General features: G+C 54.6%; 16 protein-coding genes. 9 read left to right on the forward strand and 7 right to left on the reverse strand.

Annotated elements, in window-relative coordinates; genetic code table 11:
• Positions 1–221: 221 nt before the first annotated feature.
• Positions 222–1,163, reverse strand: coding sequence for a VirK/YbjX family protein (locus C6A40_RS14035; RefSeq protein WP_045335029.1), 942 nt, complete (start codon positions 1,161–1,163; stop codon positions 222–224).
• A gap of 176 nt (positions 1,164–1,339) precedes the next feature.
• Between C6A40_RS14035 and pphA the strand changes: the two genes are divergently transcribed.
• Positions 1,340–1,984, forward strand: coding sequence for a protein-serine/threonine phosphatase (gene pphA / locus C6A40_RS14040; RefSeq protein ID WP_045335027.1), 645 nt, complete (start codon positions 1,340–1,342; stop codon positions 1,982–1,984).
• A 34-nt stretch (positions 1,985–2,018) separates the two neighbouring features.
• On the opposite strand, the gene C6A40_RS14045 is transcribed toward pphA, so the two are convergent.
• The 4 genes from C6A40_RS14045 to yebS form a co-directional block, all read right to left on the reverse strand.
• Complete coding sequence (locus C6A40_RS14045) at positions 2,019–2,258, reverse strand: YebV family protein (RefSeq protein WP_008500472.1); 240 nt, start codon at positions 2,256–2,258, stop codon at positions 2,019–2,021.
• 106 nt (positions 2,259–2,364) lie between these two features.
• Positions 2,365–3,807 (reverse strand): 16S rRNA (cytosine(1407)-C(5))-methyltransferase RsmF, encoded by a 1,443-nt coding sequence (gene rsmF / locus C6A40_RS14050; RefSeq protein WP_045335025.1) that lies wholly within the window; start codon positions 3,805–3,807, stop codon positions 2,365–2,367.
• 77 nt (positions 3,808–3,884) lie between these two features.
• Positions 3,885–6,518 (reverse strand): PqiB family protein, encoded by a 2,634-nt coding sequence (locus C6A40_RS14055; RefSeq protein WP_045335023.1) that lies wholly within the window; start codon positions 6,516–6,518, stop codon positions 3,885–3,887.
• Positions 6,487–7,770 (reverse strand): membrane integrity lipid transport subunit YebS, encoded by a 1,284-nt coding sequence (gene yebS, locus C6A40_RS14060; protein WP_021240425.1) that lies wholly within the window; start codon positions 7,768–7,770, stop codon positions 6,487–6,489. The genes C6A40_RS14055 and yebS overlap by 32 nt, the downstream gene beginning before the upstream one ends.
• 132 nt (positions 7,771–7,902) lie before the next feature.
• Between yebS and C6A40_RS14065 the strand changes: the two genes are divergently transcribed.
• The 4 genes from C6A40_RS14065 to htpX all read left to right on the forward strand — a co-directional run bounded on the left by C6A40_RS14065 (position 7,903) and on the right by htpX (position 12,326).
• Positions 7,903–8,400 carry a GAF domain-containing protein gene (locus C6A40_RS14065; protein ID WP_008500476.1) on the forward strand — a complete coding sequence of 166 codons (498 nt, stop codon included), beginning with the start codon at positions 7,903–7,905 and terminating at the stop codon, positions 8,398–8,400.
• Positions 8,401–8,496: 96 nt separating this feature from the next.
• Positions 8,497–9,183 carry an RNA chaperone ProQ gene (gene proQ, locus C6A40_RS14070; RefSeq protein ID WP_014884292.1) on the forward strand — a complete coding sequence of 229 codons (687 nt, stop codon included), beginning with the start codon at positions 8,497–8,499 and terminating at the stop codon, positions 9,181–9,183.
• Between the two features lie 19 nt (positions 9,184–9,202).
• Positions 9,203–11,251 carry a carboxy terminal-processing peptidase gene (prc, locus tag C6A40_RS14075; protein ID WP_025910096.1) on the forward strand — a complete coding sequence of 683 codons (2,049 nt, stop codon included), beginning with the start codon at positions 9,203–9,205 and terminating at the stop codon, positions 11,249–11,251.
• 193 nt (positions 11,252–11,444) lie between these two features.
• Positions 11,445–12,326 carry a protease HtpX gene (gene htpX, locus C6A40_RS14080; RefSeq protein WP_014884290.1) on the forward strand — a complete coding sequence of 294 codons (882 nt, stop codon included), beginning with the start codon at positions 11,445–11,447 and terminating at the stop codon, positions 12,324–12,326.
• Between the two features lie 50 nt (positions 12,327–12,376).
• Here htpX and C6A40_RS14085 read toward each other — a convergent pair whose 3' ends face one another.
• Positions 12,377–13,750 (reverse strand): MFS transporter, encoded by a 1,374-nt coding sequence (locus C6A40_RS14085; protein ID WP_045335020.1) that lies wholly within the window; start codon positions 13,748–13,750, stop codon positions 12,377–12,379.
• Positions 13,751–13,928: 178 nt separating this feature from the next.
• On the opposite strand from C6A40_RS14085, the gene kdgR reads away from it, so the two are divergent.
• On the forward strand, positions 13,929–14,720 hold the full coding sequence (gene kdgR / locus C6A40_RS14090) for a DNA-binding transcriptional regulator KdgR (protein WP_008500482.1): 792 nt from the start codon (positions 13,929–13,931) through the stop codon (positions 14,718–14,720).
• Between the two features lie 66 nt (positions 14,721–14,786).
• Here the strand turns inward: kdgR and C6A40_RS14095 are convergent, their stop codons facing one another.
• Positions 14,787–15,026, reverse strand: coding sequence for a YobH family protein (locus C6A40_RS14095; RefSeq protein WP_008500483.1), 240 nt, complete (start codon positions 15,024–15,026; stop codon positions 14,787–14,789).
• A 159-nt stretch (positions 15,027–15,185) separates the two neighbouring features.
• Here C6A40_RS14095 and mgrB point away from each other — a divergent pair, with 159 nt between their 5' ends.
• The 3 genes from mgrB (at position 15,186) to C6A40_RS14110 (ending at position 16,708) form a co-directional block, all read left to right on the forward strand.
• A complete protein-coding gene (mgrB, locus tag C6A40_RS14100) occupies positions 15,186–15,329 on the forward strand; it encodes a PhoP/PhoQ regulator MgrB (RefSeq protein ID WP_006175995.1) in 144 nt (47 codons plus the stop codon).
• Positions 15,330–15,403: 74 nt separating this feature from the next.
• On the forward strand, positions 15,404–15,694 hold the full coding sequence (locus C6A40_RS14105; protein ID WP_008500484.1) for a YebO family protein: 291 nt from the start codon (positions 15,404–15,406) through the stop codon (positions 15,692–15,694).
• Positions 15,695–15,718: 24 nt separating this feature from the next.
• The gene (locus C6A40_RS14110; protein ID WP_084832312.1) at positions 15,719–16,708 is read left to right on the forward strand and encodes an MBL fold metallo-hydrolase; all 990 of its coding nucleotides are present in this window, start codon (positions 15,719–15,721) and stop codon (positions 16,706–16,708) included.
• The last annotated feature ends 6 nt before the right edge of the window (positions 16,709–16,714 follow it).

Consider the following 16,714-nt stretch of genomic DNA (forward strand, 5'->3'; position numbering starts at 1 on the left):
TCTCTCCCAAGAGCCATTTCCCTGGACCGAATACAGGAATCGTATTCGGTCTCTTTTTATCTGCATGAAAGTAAAAGACTAATCCTTTTGTTGTCTCACTTCTGCAGCGCACGTCCTGTACGTCTGGTTAAAACATAACACACTACGGCATGCTGTAGTCCAGCCCTTTTTGCCTGTTTTGTTAAATTTTCGTGTGCAATTCAGTAAAGCGCGTGCGGGGTCTAAAAGTACGACCTAACAGACGCTTCGATTTCATCAAGCAGCTCAAAGCGACGGCGGTATTCAGCGCGTTTTTTACTGGCAATTTCTTCAAGGGATTTGCGCTCCATATGCAGCGGGAGCTGCCAACTGAAGGTCGAGCGTTTTTGACCGTCAATAGAAGCCCAAAACTCGTCGTAGCTGGCATGGAAATGACGACCTTTACTCAGACGATAGCGCAGCGCGCGGAAGATATGCCCTTCATCGCTGACTGCGTAAATGGCTTTCATGCCGGAGAGGGTTGCAAGCTGGAAAAGCACTTCCATCAACACGCGTTTCGGGAAAAGACCATGGCAGGCACGGGTCGCCTGTTTGATTACATCGCGGGATACGCTGCGGCGCGGGCCCTGAAGACCCCCAATCACCAGCGCATATTCTCCGTTTTCACGCGTAACGCAAAACGTCACGCTCGCAAGCAGGGTATTTTCGTTATCACGCAGCCACAGCGTACACTCGCCCTCACGCTCTGCTTTACTTGCGTTCATGGCATTAACGTTATAGCTCACGCCATCTTTAGCATGAAACTCAACAATGGATTGTTCTTGCGGCCCGGTTAAGGCGGCGATTAGCCCGGCATCTCTCAGGGAGTCAATCCACTGATAATGGGTGATGATGGCATTGGCCCGTGCGTTGGCATTCATCCCCCGCATGAGATACTGGCGATGCGTTTTGCTCGGCAGGGTGATTTGCGAAGCCAGCAGCTGGTCGAAATCGTTGCGGCGAGCCAGTGCATCGAGCATGCGATGCGTGGAAGACCAGAACAGCAGTGAACGTAACAGAAATTTGAGACGGTACTCGCGTTTTTGCCAGATAGGACCTGGAACGAGTTTACCTTTCACCAGTGCGGAAATGATATGGGTACGATGCGAATGTGGCGCATCTTCTTGCAGGCGCTTATTTGACACGGAAAGACCTCAAAGTTTATGCAATGCATATTTTAGGGGCATGCAAAAGTGTATTAATACTGGTGAAATATTTATTTATCCTTAGTTTACTGTTTGTTTAACTTTATGAAAAGCGCTCCAGCGGAGCTTCCCTGCGCATATGCTAGCTGCAGCTACACTCTCTTGTGGGAGGTTCTATGTATGGGCGAATAGATGGTCGAAAGTGGCGTCACGTCTGGGTGGTTAGCGATATACATGGCTGTTATCAGCGGCTTATGGATGAGCTTAAACGCCGTCATTTTAATCCGTATGAGGATTTGCTTATTTCCGTTGGGGATATGATCGATCGCGGTCCGGACAGCGTTAAATCATTACAGCTTATCAATGAAAAATGGTTTCGTGCCGTCCGGGGCAACCATGAGCAAATGGCGCTCGACAGTCTGGATAATAACGATTTTTCACTCTGGACAATGAATGGCGGAATATGGTTCAGGCAACTTGAACGGGACCAGCAACACCTTGCGCTATCGTGGCTTGAAGCCTGTCGCGATTTACCGCATATCATCGAGATAACCTGTGCGAACGGTCTGAACGTGATTGCCCATGCGGATTATCCGGCAGCGGAATACCGCTGGCAAAAACCGGTGAGCGCCCAGCGCGTTTTATGGGATCGCGATCGGTTGATGGGGTTTATGGTGGGTAAAGGGCAGGGCATTAGCGGTGCGGATCATTTCTGGTTCGGACATACGCCCGTCGACAGAAGGTATGATTTTGACAATCTCCACTACATTGATACGGGCGCCGTATTTGACGGTTACTTTACGCTGGCGCAGCTGCAGTAATAAATAACCCGCCTTCGGGCGGGTTCTCTTTAGGTCAGGCAAGACGCATGACCCAGGCATCGGTTTTACTATCGTAATGCTCACGGTAAAGAACAGAATGTTCGCCATCAAGTATTGCCGGGACGCTGGTGTCTGCATCCCATGCATCGAGCTGCATGCACAAATCCGGGTCGGATTTGCAGGGAATACTTAACGTTCGATCGCCTTGCGCTTCGCCGCGCAGTTCTGCGTCGTCGATCTCAAAAGCGCCAATACGCACGCTGGTTTTCGTCATAGTGCTCTCCGGGTCGGTTGTCAAAATCTGGTATGACCAGTACGGCCACCCATTTTTGATCGTAGACAAGGAGAGCAAAATCGCCAGTAAAAAAATGCGCTTTTTTTCAGGCCGTGCGATCGTTACCGGTAAACAGTCGTCCATCCCGGACCAGCTCGCGCGGATAGCTGTTTTTCAGTCGTGAACCGACTTTTTTTGCCAGCCCGAGCGGGTATCCCTGATACGTCACGATCACTTCATCGCCTGATGGCGTGCTGTCAGGATAGACATCGCGACCACGGTACCACTCTTCGGCTTCCTGATGCGTCAGGGCAAAGGTATTCTCGTGCCCGGCAAGGGCGATGACGGCCTCATGCTGCCAGCGATAGCCTTTATTATGCACTTCCGCCAGGCGGATTCCGATTCGGGAAAAACGGACCTTTCCGATGAGCGGTTCGATCTCAGCCGGGAACAGCCATACCTCTTTATCACGGATCCAGAGGTGCAGGCTCTCATCCCAGACCAGGCCAATTTTTTCGGCGGCGGCGGCAAGCTGTGCTGCATCGCGACCTTTGAGGGGGGCAAACGGGAAGTTGCCGACCTTGAATTTGGGGGCGGGCAGGGGAGCAACCGCCTGCGTTTTACGCAGACGTGCCACAAAGAAGCCTTCGCAGTCGTAAATCTGCGGGAATACGTGGAGGAAACCCTCCGGCGTAATCGCCTCCTGTGCCGAGGCGAACAGATCGTTAAGCGGCAGGAATTCGACCGCATCCGGGTATTGCGCTTTCAGCCACAGGCAGACGTCTTCGTTTTCATCGCGGTTTAAGGTGCACGTTGAATAGACCAGCGTGCCGCCAGGGCGAAGGGCATGGAATGCGCTCTCGATCAGCTCCCGCTGCGTGGCGGCGATCTCAATGTTGCTTTCCACGGACCAGTTCTTTAACGCATCGGGATCTTTACGCACCACCCCTTCGCCGGAGCAGGGGGCGTCCAGCAGAATGGCGTCGAAGGCTTCCGGCAGGGCAGCGCCAAACACGCGGCCGTCGAAGTGCGTCAGGGCAACGTTATGAATACCGCAGCGGCTGATGTTGGCATGCAATACCTTCACGCGGCTGGCGGAAAACTCGTTGGCGAGGATCGCGCCGCGGTTACCCATACGGGCGGCAATCTGCGTGGTTTTTGAGCCAGGCGCCGCGGCCACATCCATTACGCGTTCAGGCGCATTGCCCTCTGCAAACAGAGCAGCCACCGGCAGCATCGAGCTGGCTTCCTGGATATAGAACAGGCCGCTCAGATGTTCAGCGGTGCTTCCCAGCGGCACGGCGTCTTCGTCATCGCGCTCGATCCAGAACCCCTCAGCGCACCACGGTACCGGCGTAAGCTGCCAGCTGTAGGGCGCGACCAGCGCCAGAAAATCCTCGACGCTGATTTTCAGCGTGTTGACGCGAATACTGCGGCGTAACGGACGTTGGCAGGCGGCGATAAAATCGTCTAACGACAGGTGAGAAGGAAGCGCCTCGCGCATCTGCGCCAGGAATTGTTCAGGAAGAAATACGGAGTTTTGAGCCACGGGCACACCACAGGGAAAAGTTCAGGTGCGCAGTGTAACATAAAGGCTCCGGTGCGTTGACACCGGAGCCTTGCAGATTAACGCGGCAGGGCGGTTCCCCATTCGCGCCACTCTTTCGGTTCGCTTTCGAGCAGCAGGAAATGTTTACCCGGCTGCGCTTTCGGCGCCAGCGGCGTCCCCGGCGGTGTGGCAAACGCAATACCGCCGCGAATGAACTGGTTGAAGGTCCCGGTTTTCACCACGCCTCCCGTCAGGCCGAAGTCCAGCGAGTAGCCGGATGCCAGCCAGAACACCGAGTTATTACGCACCAGGTGCTGGTAGCGTTCGCTGATGCGTAGCGCCACCATCACGCGGTCGGAGAGCGTCCCGAGCGTCAGGCCCGTGACCGTACCGACCTCAATGCCGCGGAACAGCACAGGGGTGCCGATGCTCAGCGAGCCGGCTTCCGGCACTTCCACCACGATGCTCAGGCCGCCAAGGTAGCGCGAGTCGGTGATCGTGGCTTCCTGCAGCTCGAAATCACGACGGGCATTGCCCTGGCCGGGCTCCACGTTGATGTACGGCTGCAAAATGGTGTCGAGATGCTCAACGCCTGCGGCCGAGATCTGCGGTGTCACCACCGAGAAGCGCGAACCCGCGCGCGCAAAGGTCTGCACATATTCCGGGTAGAGCACGGCGGTAGCCTGCACCTCGTTGCGCGAGGTGATCAGCGTCAGCTTCTGGATCTGCCCGATATCAATGCCCAGGTAGCGGATGGGCATGCCTTCCGCCAGCTTGCCGGCATCAAACGCGTGCAGGGTAATCTGCCCGCCCACGGCGCGTGCGGCGGTCTCGGACGGGAAGAGAATTCGCTTATCGCCTTTACGCAGGTTCGCGCCCGCTCCGCTGAGGTTATCGAAGCTAATCGCCCCGCGCAGCGCGCGTGACAGCGGAGAGGCCTGTACGGTCAGTCCGTTACCGTTCAGCTGCACTTTCGCACCGCCTTCAGCCCAGAAGACGCTGTTCGGCGTCAGCAGCTTGCGGTACTCCGGCTTAATGTGCAGTTCGATATCAAAGGCGTCGGCACGCGGGCGAACGGTGATCACTTCCCCGACTTCAAACTTGCGATACAGCACCACGGAGCCCGCCTGAACGTCCGGCAGGGTCTCGGCGCTTAACGTCAGCGTGGTGGTAGGAAGATCGCTCAGGCTGTTTTCAATCGCTTTCTCAAGGTTGGCATACAGCGGGTAGCTGTCGCGCACGGGGCCTTTATCCCCCGGCAAAATACGGATGCCGCCGTTCACCCATTCGCTGGCGCTGGCGCCGAGAAACTCCACGCCGTCCAGACCTACCTTCACGTCGACGCGACTGTTCACCACGAATTTACTGTCGCCATGTACCAGGTCACTGTATTGCGGATCGATGGCGGCGGAGAATTGCACCCCATCCGCGGAGAGCTTGCGCTCCAGCACCTGTCCCACCTGCACGCCGTGTAAAATCAACGGCTGACCGGCTTCAATGCCATAGCTTTCTGGCGCATTGAGCGTAACCGTCACGACGCCCGGCTTTTGCAGCAGGGCTTTATCCGCCGGGGCAATCACGAAGCTATTGCTGGGCTGACCTTCCCCGGGGATCAGCTCAAAGGTATTGCCGGTCAGCAGCGTGCTGAGGCTGGTATCGTTAAGAGAGAGCTTTGGACTGCGCATTTCGATGCGTGTTTTCTCGCGCAGGAGATCGACCACGCTCGGATCGACCGTCATTTCGCCGGTGACCGAACCGCCCGGGTTGAGCGTCATTTTGGTGAGCTGGCCGACCTGCAGACCCTGATACATCAGCGGCGTTGAACCCGCTTTTAGTCCTTTAGCATCGGGAAGGGCGAGTTTGACGATCACGCCGCGCTGGCTGTGCGCCAGATCGGCGTACAATCCGAACGTGTCATCAGCCGTGGCAGGGCTTGAGTTTTCCGGGGAGTCAAAGGCGATGGCGCCGTTCACCAGTGCGGCCAAACTCTCCAGCTTCACTTTCGCACCGCTCAGGCTGAGGTCGGCATCCACGCCGGACACGTTCCAGAAGCGGCTGCCCTTTTTCACCAGATTGGTGAAGCGGCGCTCGATCAGCACATCAATGGTGACGCCCTGTTTATTCGGGTTAATCGCGTAATCGTACACGCGGCCAACCGGGATCTTACGGAAATAGACCAGGGAGCCGCTGTTCAGGGAACCGAGATCCGGCGCCTGGAGATGAATCATCAAATCGCCGTTATTGAGGCGGTATTTAGGCTGCGTATCCAGAGCAACAAAGTGATCCTGCGGTTCGCCTTTGCCGGGCATCATGCCGATATAGTTACCGCCGACGAGCGCATCCAGACCGGAAACACCGGCCAGCGAGGCTTTTGGCGTCACCAGCCAGAACTGCGTTTCGCTGCGCAGGGCATCCTGCATGTCAGATTTAATGCTGACCCGCACCTGAATCTTGTTCAGCCCTTTTCCAAGGGAGATATCCTGAACCGTACCCACTTCAACCCCCTGGAAGCGAACGGGGGTTCGCCCGGCGACGATGCCGTCGGCGGTCTGGAAATCAATGGTGACGGTACTGCCGCGATCCTCATAGCTTGTCCAGATAAGCCAGCCTGCAATCATCAGGGCGATGACGGGCAGCAACCAGAATGGCGAAATGCGGCGTTTTGTTTTAATTCTCGCTTCAGTCGGCGAAGCGGGGGTTTCCTGACTCATGTGCATCCCAAAGTAAGCGGCTATCCAGCCATTCCACAGCAAGAATAGTCAATATCACCGCAGAGCCGAAATAAAAAGCCGCGGGTCCCATTGTAAAAGCAAGTAACTGATCGCGATTGATGAGCGACATCATCAGCGAAATCACGAACAGATCTAACATTGACCAGCGGCCAATCCAGGTGACGAATCGCAGGAGCAAAATGCGGGTCCGTAAACCTTGTTCACACTTTAAGTGAATGCTGATGAGCAGGGTGATCATCACCACCACTTTGGTAAAGGGAACCAGGATACTGGCAATAAAGACGATCGCCGCCACCCCGACATTGCTGTGCGCAAGGGAGATAATCCCGGAGAGGATAGTATCCTCCTGACGTCCACCATTCACGTAAATGATGGAAATCGGCAGCATATTGGCGGGGATCAGAAACACCAGGGAGGCGATCAGCGCCGCCCAGCATTTTTGCAGGCTGTTATTGCGCCGCAGTCTCAACGGAATGTGGCACCGCGGGCAGCGTCCGCGCGTGTCGGGTAACCCGGTATAGTGGCAACCCAGACAGACGCGCAGATTTTCATCGGGACGCGTGGCGGGGCGCTGAGGGTAGAATCGCTCCCAGAGCTGCTCAACGTTCAGGTGGATCAGCGTCAGGATGCTCAGCAATACCAGACAGATGAAGGCAAAGAGTCCGACGCCGGGCTGCAAAAAGGCGTAGTCCTGCACCTTTATTGACGCAACCCCCACGCCCACCAGATAAATATCCAGCATCACCCACTCTTTGAGCTTGTCCAGCATCAGCAGCACCGGGCGAAGGTTCATGCCAAGAATGTTGCCAAACCAGAGATAGGCAATGGCGGCAACCAGCACCAGGGGGGCGCCGACGGTGCAGAACAGCACCATCGCGGCGGTGATGGGATCGCCCTGACGGGTCATCTGCCAGATGCCCTGCAGCACGTTGGCGTCAATGCGCACGCCGAGCAGGTAGAGTTTTAGCAGCGGCTCACTCCAGGCGAAGGGCATCAGCAGCAGCATGGTAACGGCCATGGCGGCGAGGCGGGTCAACGACCAGTCGCGGCCATCGCGAATTTTGGCGTCACAGCGGGGGCAGAAGGCACTTTGGTGCGATTTCATCTTCGGCAACATAAAAAGCGTATCGCACTGGGGGCAACGCTGATAATGTGCACGAGGCAAAGCTTCGCTTACCGTATGGACAGTTATCTTTCTCGTCGGCGTAATTTTGGTTGTTTTTAAGGCCATCAGCTGCGCACAAATAAGTATTGTTGAAAGTTATAATAACTCATGAACGGATTCATCTTGAGCATGAGCGCATTTAATGCTTATTTTAATAGGCTATGCGGTAATTTTGTAAGACAACTAAGTGATTGAATAATGAACAAAACAGAATTCTACGCGGATCTGAACCGCGATTTTAAGGCATTGATGGCGGGTGAGACCAGCTTCTTAGCCACTCTGGCAAATACTAGCGCATTGCTGTTTGAACGTCTCTCTGACGTGAACTGGGCTGGCTTTTACCTTCTGGAAGGTGAAACGCTGGTGCTCGGTCCGTTCCAGGGCAAACTGGCCTGCGTGCGTATTCCGGTAGGGCGTGGCGTATGCGGCACGGCGGTGGCCGAGAATCAGGTCCAGCGTGTGGAAGACGTTCATGCGTTTGACGGGCACATCGCCTGTGATGCCGCCAGTAATTCTGAAATCGTTCTGCCGCTGGTGGTCAAAAATCAGATTATTGGCGTTCTGGACATCGACAGTACGGTCTTCAGTCGCTTTACAACCGAGGACGAACAGGGGCTGCGCGAGCTGGTGGCGAATCTGGAAAACGTACTCGCAGCAACCGATTATCAAAAATTCTTTGCGAGCGTCGCAGGATAATCAACGGATAACGTAGCATTTACTGATAGCGTCATTATAATGACGCCTGTTCATGCCTGCGCTTGTTGGCAACGTCCGTTGTAATCAGGAAATTTCATGGAAAATCAACCTAAGTTGAATAGCAGTAAAGAAGTTATCGCATTTCTGGCCGAGCGTTTCCCGCAGTGCTTCAGCGCGGAAGGCGAAGCTCGTCCCCTGAAAGTCGGTATTTTTCAGGATCTGGTGGCGCGTGTTGAAGGGGAAATGAACCTCAGCAAAACTCAGCTGCGTTCCGCCTTACGTCTTTATACTTCGAGCTGGCGTTACCTGTACGGTATCAAACCTGGCGCGACCCGCGTTGATCTCGACGGCAACCCTTGCGGTGAGCTGGACGAGCAGCACGTTGAGCACGCGCGCAAGCAGCTGGAAGAAGCCAAAGCACGCGTTCAGGCACAACGTGCGGAACAGCAAGCGAAAAAACGCGAAGCCGCCGCGGCAAACGGCCAGGAAGAAGCGCCTCGTCGCGAGCGTAAACCACGCCCTGCGCCGCGTCGTCACGATAATAACGATCGCAAACCGCGTGCAGACAAACCAGCAGCAAAAGCCCCGCGTGCGCCTCGTGAAGAGCCGCGCCATACGCCGGTTTCTGACATCAACGCCCTGAGCGTCGGTCAGGCACTGAAGGTAAAAGCGGGTAACAATGCTATGGACGCCACCGTACTGGAAATCACCAAAGATGGCGTTCGTGTACAGCTGACTTCTGGTATGTCAATGATTGTACGCGCAGAACACTTGTTGTTCTGAAACGGAGGCCAAGCCTGGCATGAACACTTTTTTTAAGCTCACCGCGCTGGCGGGCCTGTTTGCTATAACAGGTCACGCCTTTGCAGTGGACGATATCACGCGTGTTGATCAAATTCCGGTACTCAAGGAAGAGACGCAGCACGCGACGGTGAGCGAGCGCGTGACCTCACGTTTCACCCGTTCGCACTATCGTCAGTTCGATCTCGATCAGGCCTTTTCGGCCAAAATCTTTGACCGCTATCTGAACTTGCTGGATTACAGCCATAACGTTTTGCTCGCCAGCGATGTCGAGCAGTTCGCTAAGCGGAAATCCGAGGTGGGTGACGAGTTGCGTTCAGGCAAGCTGGATCTCTTCTACGATCTCTACAACCTGTCGCAAAAGCGCCGCTTCGAACGCTATCAGTACGCGCTGAAAGTGCTGGAACGTCCGATGGACTTCACCGGCAACGACACCTTCAATCTGGACCGCAGCAAAGCGCCCTGGCCAAAAGATGAAGCCGAGCTGAATGCGCTGTGGGACGGCAAAGTGAAATACGACGAGCTGAGCCTTAAGCTCACCGGCAAAGACGAAAAAGAGATCCGTGACACGCTGACGCGTCGTTACAAATTTGCCATTCGTCGCCTGGCACAGACCAACAGTGAGGATGTTTTCTCACTGGCCATGACGGCCTTTGCGCACGAAATCGATCCGCACACAAACTATCTCTCACCTCGCAACACCGAGCAGTTTAATACCGAAATGAGCCTGTCTCTGGAAGGTATCGGCGCGGTGCTGCAGATGGACGATGATTATACGGTGATCAATTCGATGGTCGCGGGTGGTCCGGCATCCAAAAGCAAAGCCATTAGCGTAGGCGATCGCATTGTGGGTGTGGGACAAACCGGCCAGAACATGGTCGATGTGATCGGCTGGCGTCTTGATGACGTGGTTGCGCTGATCAAAGGTCCGAAGGGCAGCAAGGTTCGTCTGGAAATTCTGCCTGCCGGAAAAGGTACCAAAACCCGTATCGTTACCCTGACCCGTGAGCGTATCCGTCTGGAAGATCGCGCGGTGAAAATGTCGGTGAAAACCGTGGGTAAAGAGAAGGTGGGTGTCCTGGATATTCCTGGCTTCTACGTCGGGTTGACTGACGATGTGAAAGTTCAACTGCAGAAACTTGAAAAGCAGAACGTCAGCAGCATCATCATCGACCTGCGCAGTAACGGCGGCGGGGCGCTGACGGAAGCGGTTTCACTCTCTGGCCTGTTCATCCCATCTGGCCCGGTGGTTCAGGTGCGCGATAACAACGGTAAAGTGCGAGAAGATGCGGACAATGACGGTGTGGTCTACTACAAAGGCCCGCTGGTGGTTCTGGTTGACCGCTTCAGTGCATCTGCATCTGAGATCTTCGCCGCTGCCATGCAGGACTACGGCCGCGCGCTGATCGTCGGTGAGCCAACCTTCGGTAAAGGCACCGTTCAGCAGTACCGCTCTCTGAATCGGATTTACGATCAAATGCTGCGTCCGGAATGGCCTGCACTGGGCTCGGTTCAGTACACCATTCAGAAATTCTACCGCGTAAACGGCGGCAGTACGCAGCGTAAGGGTGTCACGCCGGACATTATCATGCCGACAGGCACCCAGGAGACGGAAACCGGCGAGAAGTTTGAAGATAACGCGTTGCCGTGGGACAGCATCAATGCCGCGACCTACGTGAAAGCGGGTGATATGACGCAATTTGGCCCTGAGCTGCTGAAGGCGCATAACGACCGCATCGCGAAAGATCCGGAGTTCCAGTACATCATGAAGGACATTGCGCGATTCAATGCTCTGAAGGATAAGCGGAATATTGTTTCTCTGAACTACGCGCAGCGTGAAAAAGAGAACAACGAAGACGATGCAACCCGCCTGGCGCGTATCAACGATCGCTTCAAGCGTGAAGGTAAACCTCTGCTCAAGAAACTGGACGATCTGCCAAAAGATTACCAGGAGCCGGATCCGTATCTCGACGAGACGGTGCATATCGCGCTCGACCTGGCGAATCAGGAAAAAGAGAAACCTGCCGTACAGCCCGCTCCGGCAAAATAACCTCCCAACAGGCACAAGAGATTGTGCCTGTTTCTTTTTGTTCTTCATCCTTCCGTCAGCCAGATTTTCAATTGTGTAAAGTTGTGTCTTTCTGGTGACTTACGCCCGCCGGATGCTTGAAAATAGCCGCAATACCCATACGATGTGGGTAATCGCATAGTGCGTTTTGTTAAACTGAGGTAAAAAGAAAATTATGATGCGAATCGCGCTCTTCCTGCTCACCAACCTGGCGGTGATGGTGGTTTTCGGGCTTGTGCTAAGCCTGACAGGAATTCAGTCGAGCAGCGTTCAGGGTCTGTTGATTATGGCGCTGCTGTTTGGTTTTGGTGGCTCGTTCATCTCCCTGCTGATGTCGAAGTGGATGGCATTGAAATCGGTAGGGGGTGAGGTTATTGAACAGCCGCGTAACGATATGGAACAGTGGCTGATGAATACGGTGGCTCAGCAATCCCGTCAGGCCGGGATCGCCATGCCGCAGGTGGCCATTTACCATGCTCCGGACATCAACGCGTTCGCCACGGGTGCCCGCCGCGATGCGTCACTGGTCGCTGTTAGCACCGGACTGCTGCAGAACATGAGCCGTGACGAAGCCGAAGCGGTTATCGCCCACGAAATCAGCCATATCGCAAACGGTGACATGGTGACCATGACCCTGATTCAGGGCGTGGTAAACACCTTCGTGATCTTTATCTCCCGCATTCTGGCGCAGATTGCCGCTGGCTTCATGGGCGGCAACCGTGACGAAGGCGAAGAGAGCAACGGCAACCCGCTGATCTATTTTGCCGTGTCGATGGTGCTGGAACTGGTATTCGGTATTCTGGCGAGCATCATCACGATGTGGTTCTCCCGCCACCGTGAATTCCACGCGGATGCCGGTTCTGCGAAGCTGGTTGGTCGCGAGAAGATGATTGCCGCGCTGCAGCGTCTGAAAACCTCCTACGAGCCGCAGGAAGCGAACAGCATGATGGCCTTCTGCATTAACGGTAAATCCAAATCGCTGAGCGAGCTGTTTATGTCTCACCCGCCGCTGGATAAACGTATTGAAGCGCTGCGCAGTGGGGAATACCTGAAGTAACGCAACAAAACACAATAAGCCGGGCAGGAGAACACTCCGCCCGGCTTTTTTTATGCCTGAACCCTGGGCTGGGTCACCCGCAGGCCGCTGACGATAGCCGCGAGGGTGGCAAGTACACCGGCGGTGAGGAGGGCAACATGGTTGCCGTTCTGGCCTGCGAGGTTAAACATCAGGGCGACCAGCGCTGCACCGGTGCTTTGCCCAAGCAGACGCGCGGTTCCCAACATGCCGCTGGCCCCTCCGCTACGATGGCGCGGTGCTGAGGTGATAATGGTGTGGTTATTGGGGGACTGGAAAAGCCCAAACCCCGTGCCGCAGAGGATCATGCGCCAGATGATGTCCAGATCGGAAGGCGACGAAGGCAGCAATGCCAGTGCGAAAAGGCCTGTCGCCATTACCGCCAGCCCCAGCGCCCCGAGTAAACCGGCGTGAACGCGTTCAATTAAGTACCCTGCCAGAGGGGCCATCACCATGGTCGCCAGCGGCCAGGGGGTGAGCAGCAGTCCGGTCTCCACTTCTGACCGGCCTACCACGCTCTGCAGAAAGAAGGGCAGAGAGACCAGAGCCAGCATCTGGGCGCAAAACGAGCAGACGGACGTGCAAATGGAGAGTGAAAAGAGAGGAATACGCAGCAGATCAACGGGCAGCAAAGGCGCGGGGAGGGTGAGCTGGCGGCGAACAAAGAAGAAGCCGATCGCCAGCAGGGCGATGAGCTCAGCGCCGGTAAGCATCAGCGATTGTCCCTGCGCAAAGCCGCTCAGCGCCGTAATCAGCAGGCCGAAGGTCAGGGCATTCATCACCGCACTCGTCACGTCGAAGCGCGGCATGCTGCTTTTGGGGCCGTTAGCGGGAAGAAAGCGCAGGGCAAAGAAGATGGCGAGGATACCCAGCGGCACGTTAATGGCGAACAGCCATTGCCATGACGCGACGGAAAGGATCGCCGCCGCAATGGTTGGCCCGGCGGCTGAAGAGACGGCCACAATAAACGAGTTTATACCCATCCCGCGCCCCAGATGGCGCTGCGGATAAATCAAACGGATCAGCGCCGTGTTTACGCTCATCAGCGCCGCGCCGCCAAAACCCTGCGCGATACGCGCCAGCGTCAGGGTATGCAGTGAATCTGAAAGGGCGCAGAACAGGGAGGTAAACGTGAAAACCACCAGGCCACACTGATACACCCGGCGATAGCCGAACATATCGCCCAGGAAAGAGAACGAGAGCAATGAAACCACAATCGCAATCTGGTAGGCGTTAACAATCCAAATCGAACTGGCGGGTGAGGCATGCAGGTCGCTGGCGATGGTTGGCAGGGCAACGTTCGCAATCGCGCCGTCAAGGACGGCCATGGAGATACCGATAATGATGGTCGCTATTGCGCCATACCGCTGGGGTAAGGGCAGGCCATCGGAAAGATTCTTTTCCATCAGGAGTAAAAAGCTCAGCGTGAAATTATTCTCAGGGTAACTATTTTAGCATTGTTACAGCCGCGATATGTCGCAGATTTGTAACGAAGTAAACGCGGATTGATTGCAGCTGACATGACGGGAACTTATAATAAAAACCAGTTCTGATTTTTATAAAACACTCGCTATGAGGTGGTAAATGGCTATTGCGGATTTGGATAAACAACCAGATTCTGTTTCTTCCGTACTGAAGGTGTTTGGCATCTTACAGGCGCTTGGAGAAGAGCGTGAAATAGGTATTACAGAGCTGTCACAGCGCGTGATGATGTCAAAAAGCACCGTTTATCGCTTTTTGCAAACCATGAAATCATTGGGTTACGTTGCGCAGGAAGGCGAATCTGAAAAATATTCTCTGACGCTGAAGCTGTTTGAATTAGGTGCGCGTGCGCTACAAAATGTTGACCTGATCCGCAGCGCGGACATTCAGATGCGTGAAATCTCTCGCCTGACCAAAGAGACCATTCATCTCGGTGCGCTGGATGAAGACAGCATCGTTTACATCCATAAAATCGACTCCATGTACAATCTGCGCATGTATTCGCGCATTGGGCGCCGCAACCCGCTCTACAGTACCGCGATTGGTAAGGTTCTGCTGGCGTGGCGCGATCGCGAGGAAGTGGAGCAGATCCTCGAAGGCGTGGAATACAAGCGCAGCACGGAACGAACCATTACCAGTACTGAAGCGCTGCTGACGGTGCTCGACCGCGTGCGCGAGCAAGGGTATGGCGAAGATAACGAAGAGCAGGAAGAGGGGCTGCGCTGTATCGGCGTCCCGGTATTTGACCGCTTTGGGGTGGTGATTGCGGGCTTAAGCATCTCTTTCCCAACCTTACGCTTCTCCGAAGAGCGTCTGCATGAGTATGTGACTATTCTGCACACTGCCGCACGTAAAATTTCTGAACAGATGGGCTATCACGACTACCCGTTTTAATCCCTGCTGAAATGAAAAAACGCCGCATCTGATGCGGCGTTTTTTATGTCCCATGAACCTGGCTGATTAGCCGTTATCAATCACGACGGATGTTTTACGCAGTACAGGACATTGGGTTAAGCCAATGATCCCGCTGTCAGTATGCAGATACTGGGCGGTGCTCATTCCTTGTGCGGTTAGGTATTTACACTGAATGCCTAACCCGGCTGCGTTTTCTGTGCTCCCCACAAGCACACCATAGCCCGTTAACAGAAGGCCAATCCAGACAAGGGCCAGTGCAATAATTGTTCGAATGATGAATCGCATTATTACCTCTTTTATCGTTGTTATCGTAATGCTAGCGTAACGTGTTTACGCAATGAAACAAGTGCAGCATTCTTAAAAACCGCGATGGTGGCGCAGTTAGCCCTTGTTTAAGATAAGCGTGATAATCTTGTTACATCAGGTCCTTAGACGGAGTGTGGAGTGAAAAAAATACGCTGGGTAATTCTGATTATCGTACTGATAGCGTGCGTGGTGTTATGGACGCAGACGATCAATGTGATGTGCGATCAGGATGTACAGTTTTTTAGCGGCGTTTGCGCAATCAACAAATTTATTCCGTGGTAATACACATTTTTTCTCAACGTGATTTCCTTCCTTCACGCCAGTGGTAAAATAGACGTTTTTATTGAGGTGGTGAAATGGGTGAGTTACTGAATTCAGGGCTGCTGAATATGGCATCCCTGATGATTTCTTTGGTGGTTCTGCTTGTGGGGCTGGTCATCTGGTTTTTCGTGAATCGGGCCAGTTCGCGTACAAATGAGCAGATCGAACTGCTGGAAGCGCTGCTCGATCAGCAAAAACGCCAGAATGCATTGCTACGCCGTCTTTGCGAGGCTAACGAACCGGAAGAGAAAGACGCGCCGAAAGACGCGGTCGCTGAAGATAACAAAGACGAAGACGACTTTATCCGCCTGGTGGCTGAGCGTTAATCTTTTTTGTCCTGGGAGGTGGCTGTGGTCTGGAAAAATCCCTGGTATAACCCCTCCCTGAAACATCATACCCCGAACGGTTTTCGTAATACCCTTCCTGTCGGACATCAACCCGGTGACCTTGACCGTTGGCGTAAAGCGCGCAAAGATGCCGGTTTACCGAAGCCGCCCGCGCTGGGTTATGACGATTTCATCCGCCAGTGGTGGCAACCCGTTGAGCTGGCGCAATCTCATGAAGATGGGGTGTGGTGGCTCGGACACGCGAGCGTGTTGCTGCAGCTGGACGGCAATATCATCCTTACCGATCCGGTGTTTTCACGACGTGCTTCTCCGCTGCCTTTCCTGGGACCCCAGCGCAAAACGCCTCCCGTACTGTCTGTCGAGCAACTTCATCAGCTTGATGCGGTTGTCATCTCCCATAATCATTACGATCATCTTGATGACGCAACCATTCGCAGAATCCTCAAGCGCTTTCCCGACGTCTGTTGTTTCGTTCCGTTGGGCCTGGCCGACTGGTTTCGTCGCCGGGGAGCAAAACGCGTGGTCGAACTCGACTGGTGGCAGAGTTTCACCTGGCAGGGGATGACGCTGACCGCCGTGCCGGCACAGCACTGGAGCATGCGCACGCCATGGAACCGCAATCGTTCCTTATGGTGCGGCTGGGTGATGGAAGGACGGCATCACCGTTTCTGGTTCAGCGGTGATACCGGCTATTCGCCTGAGCTGTTGTTGATTCCTGAACGCCTGGGCCAGATAGATGCCGCCGCGTTGCCGATTGGTGCCTATGCCCCACGATGGTTCATGGCTGTTCATCATATGGATCCGCAATCAGCGGTGGCATTGTGGCAGCAGTTGGGTTGCCCTCTGGCGTTTCCCATTCACTGGGGCGTGTTTGAACTGGCAGATGAAGCTTTAGATGAACCTGTGCAGGAGTTAACTGACGCGCTCGATAATTTAGCACCAGTTAATCATTCTTTCAGGATACTGAAAATTGGTGAATATTTATCCTTCTAAACGAAG

This window comes from Enterobacter sp. GER_MD16_1505_Eko_090, from assembly GCF_003331015.1.
GTDB lineage: Bacteria > Pseudomonadota > Gammaproteobacteria > Enterobacterales > Enterobacteriaceae > Enterobacter > Enterobacter roggenkampii.

What these genes read in the sequence shown, in the direction of transcription:
- pphA (WP_045335027.1), top strand. Translation starts at nt 1,340, where the DNA reads ATGTATGGGCGAATAGATGGTCGAAAGTGGCGTCACGTCTGGGTGGTT.
- C6A40_RS14045 (WP_008500472.1), bottom strand. Translation starts at nt 2,258, where the DNA reads ATGACGAAAACCAGCGTGCGTATTGGCGCTTTTGAGATCGACGACGCA.
- C6A40_RS14055 (WP_045335023.1), bottom strand. Translation starts at nt 6,518, where the DNA reads ATGAGTCAGGAAACCCCCGCTTCGCCGACTGAAGCGAGAATTAAAACA.
- yebS (WP_021240425.1), bottom strand. Translation starts at nt 7,770, where the DNA reads ATGGCCTTAAAAACAACCAAAATTACGCCGACGAGAAAGATAACTGTC.
- C6A40_RS14065 (WP_008500476.1), top strand. Translation starts at nt 7,903, where the DNA reads ATGAACAAAACAGAATTCTACGCGGATCTGAACCGCGATTTTAAGGCA.
- proQ (WP_014884292.1), top strand. Translation starts at nt 8,497, where the DNA reads ATGGAAAATCAACCTAAGTTGAATAGCAGTAAAGAAGTTATCGCATTT.
- prc (WP_025910096.1), top strand. Translation starts at nt 9,203, where the DNA reads ATGAACACTTTTTTTAAGCTCACCGCGCTGGCGGGCCTGTTTGCTATA.
- htpX (WP_014884290.1), top strand. Translation starts at nt 11,445, where the DNA reads ATGATGCGAATCGCGCTCTTCCTGCTCACCAACCTGGCGGTGATGGTG.
- C6A40_RS14085 (WP_045335020.1), bottom strand. Translation starts at nt 13,750, where the DNA reads ATGGAAAAGAATCTTTCCGATGGCCTGCCCTTACCCCAGCGGTATGGC.
- kdgR (WP_008500482.1), top strand. Translation starts at nt 13,929, where the DNA reads ATGGCTATTGCGGATTTGGATAAACAACCAGATTCTGTTTCTTCCGTA.
- C6A40_RS14095 (WP_008500483.1), bottom strand. Translation starts at nt 15,026, where the DNA reads ATGCGATTCATCATTCGAACAATTATTGCACTGGCCCTTGTCTGGATT.
- C6A40_RS14105 (WP_008500484.1), top strand. Translation starts at nt 15,404, where the DNA reads ATGGGTGAGTTACTGAATTCAGGGCTGCTGAATATGGCATCCCTGATG.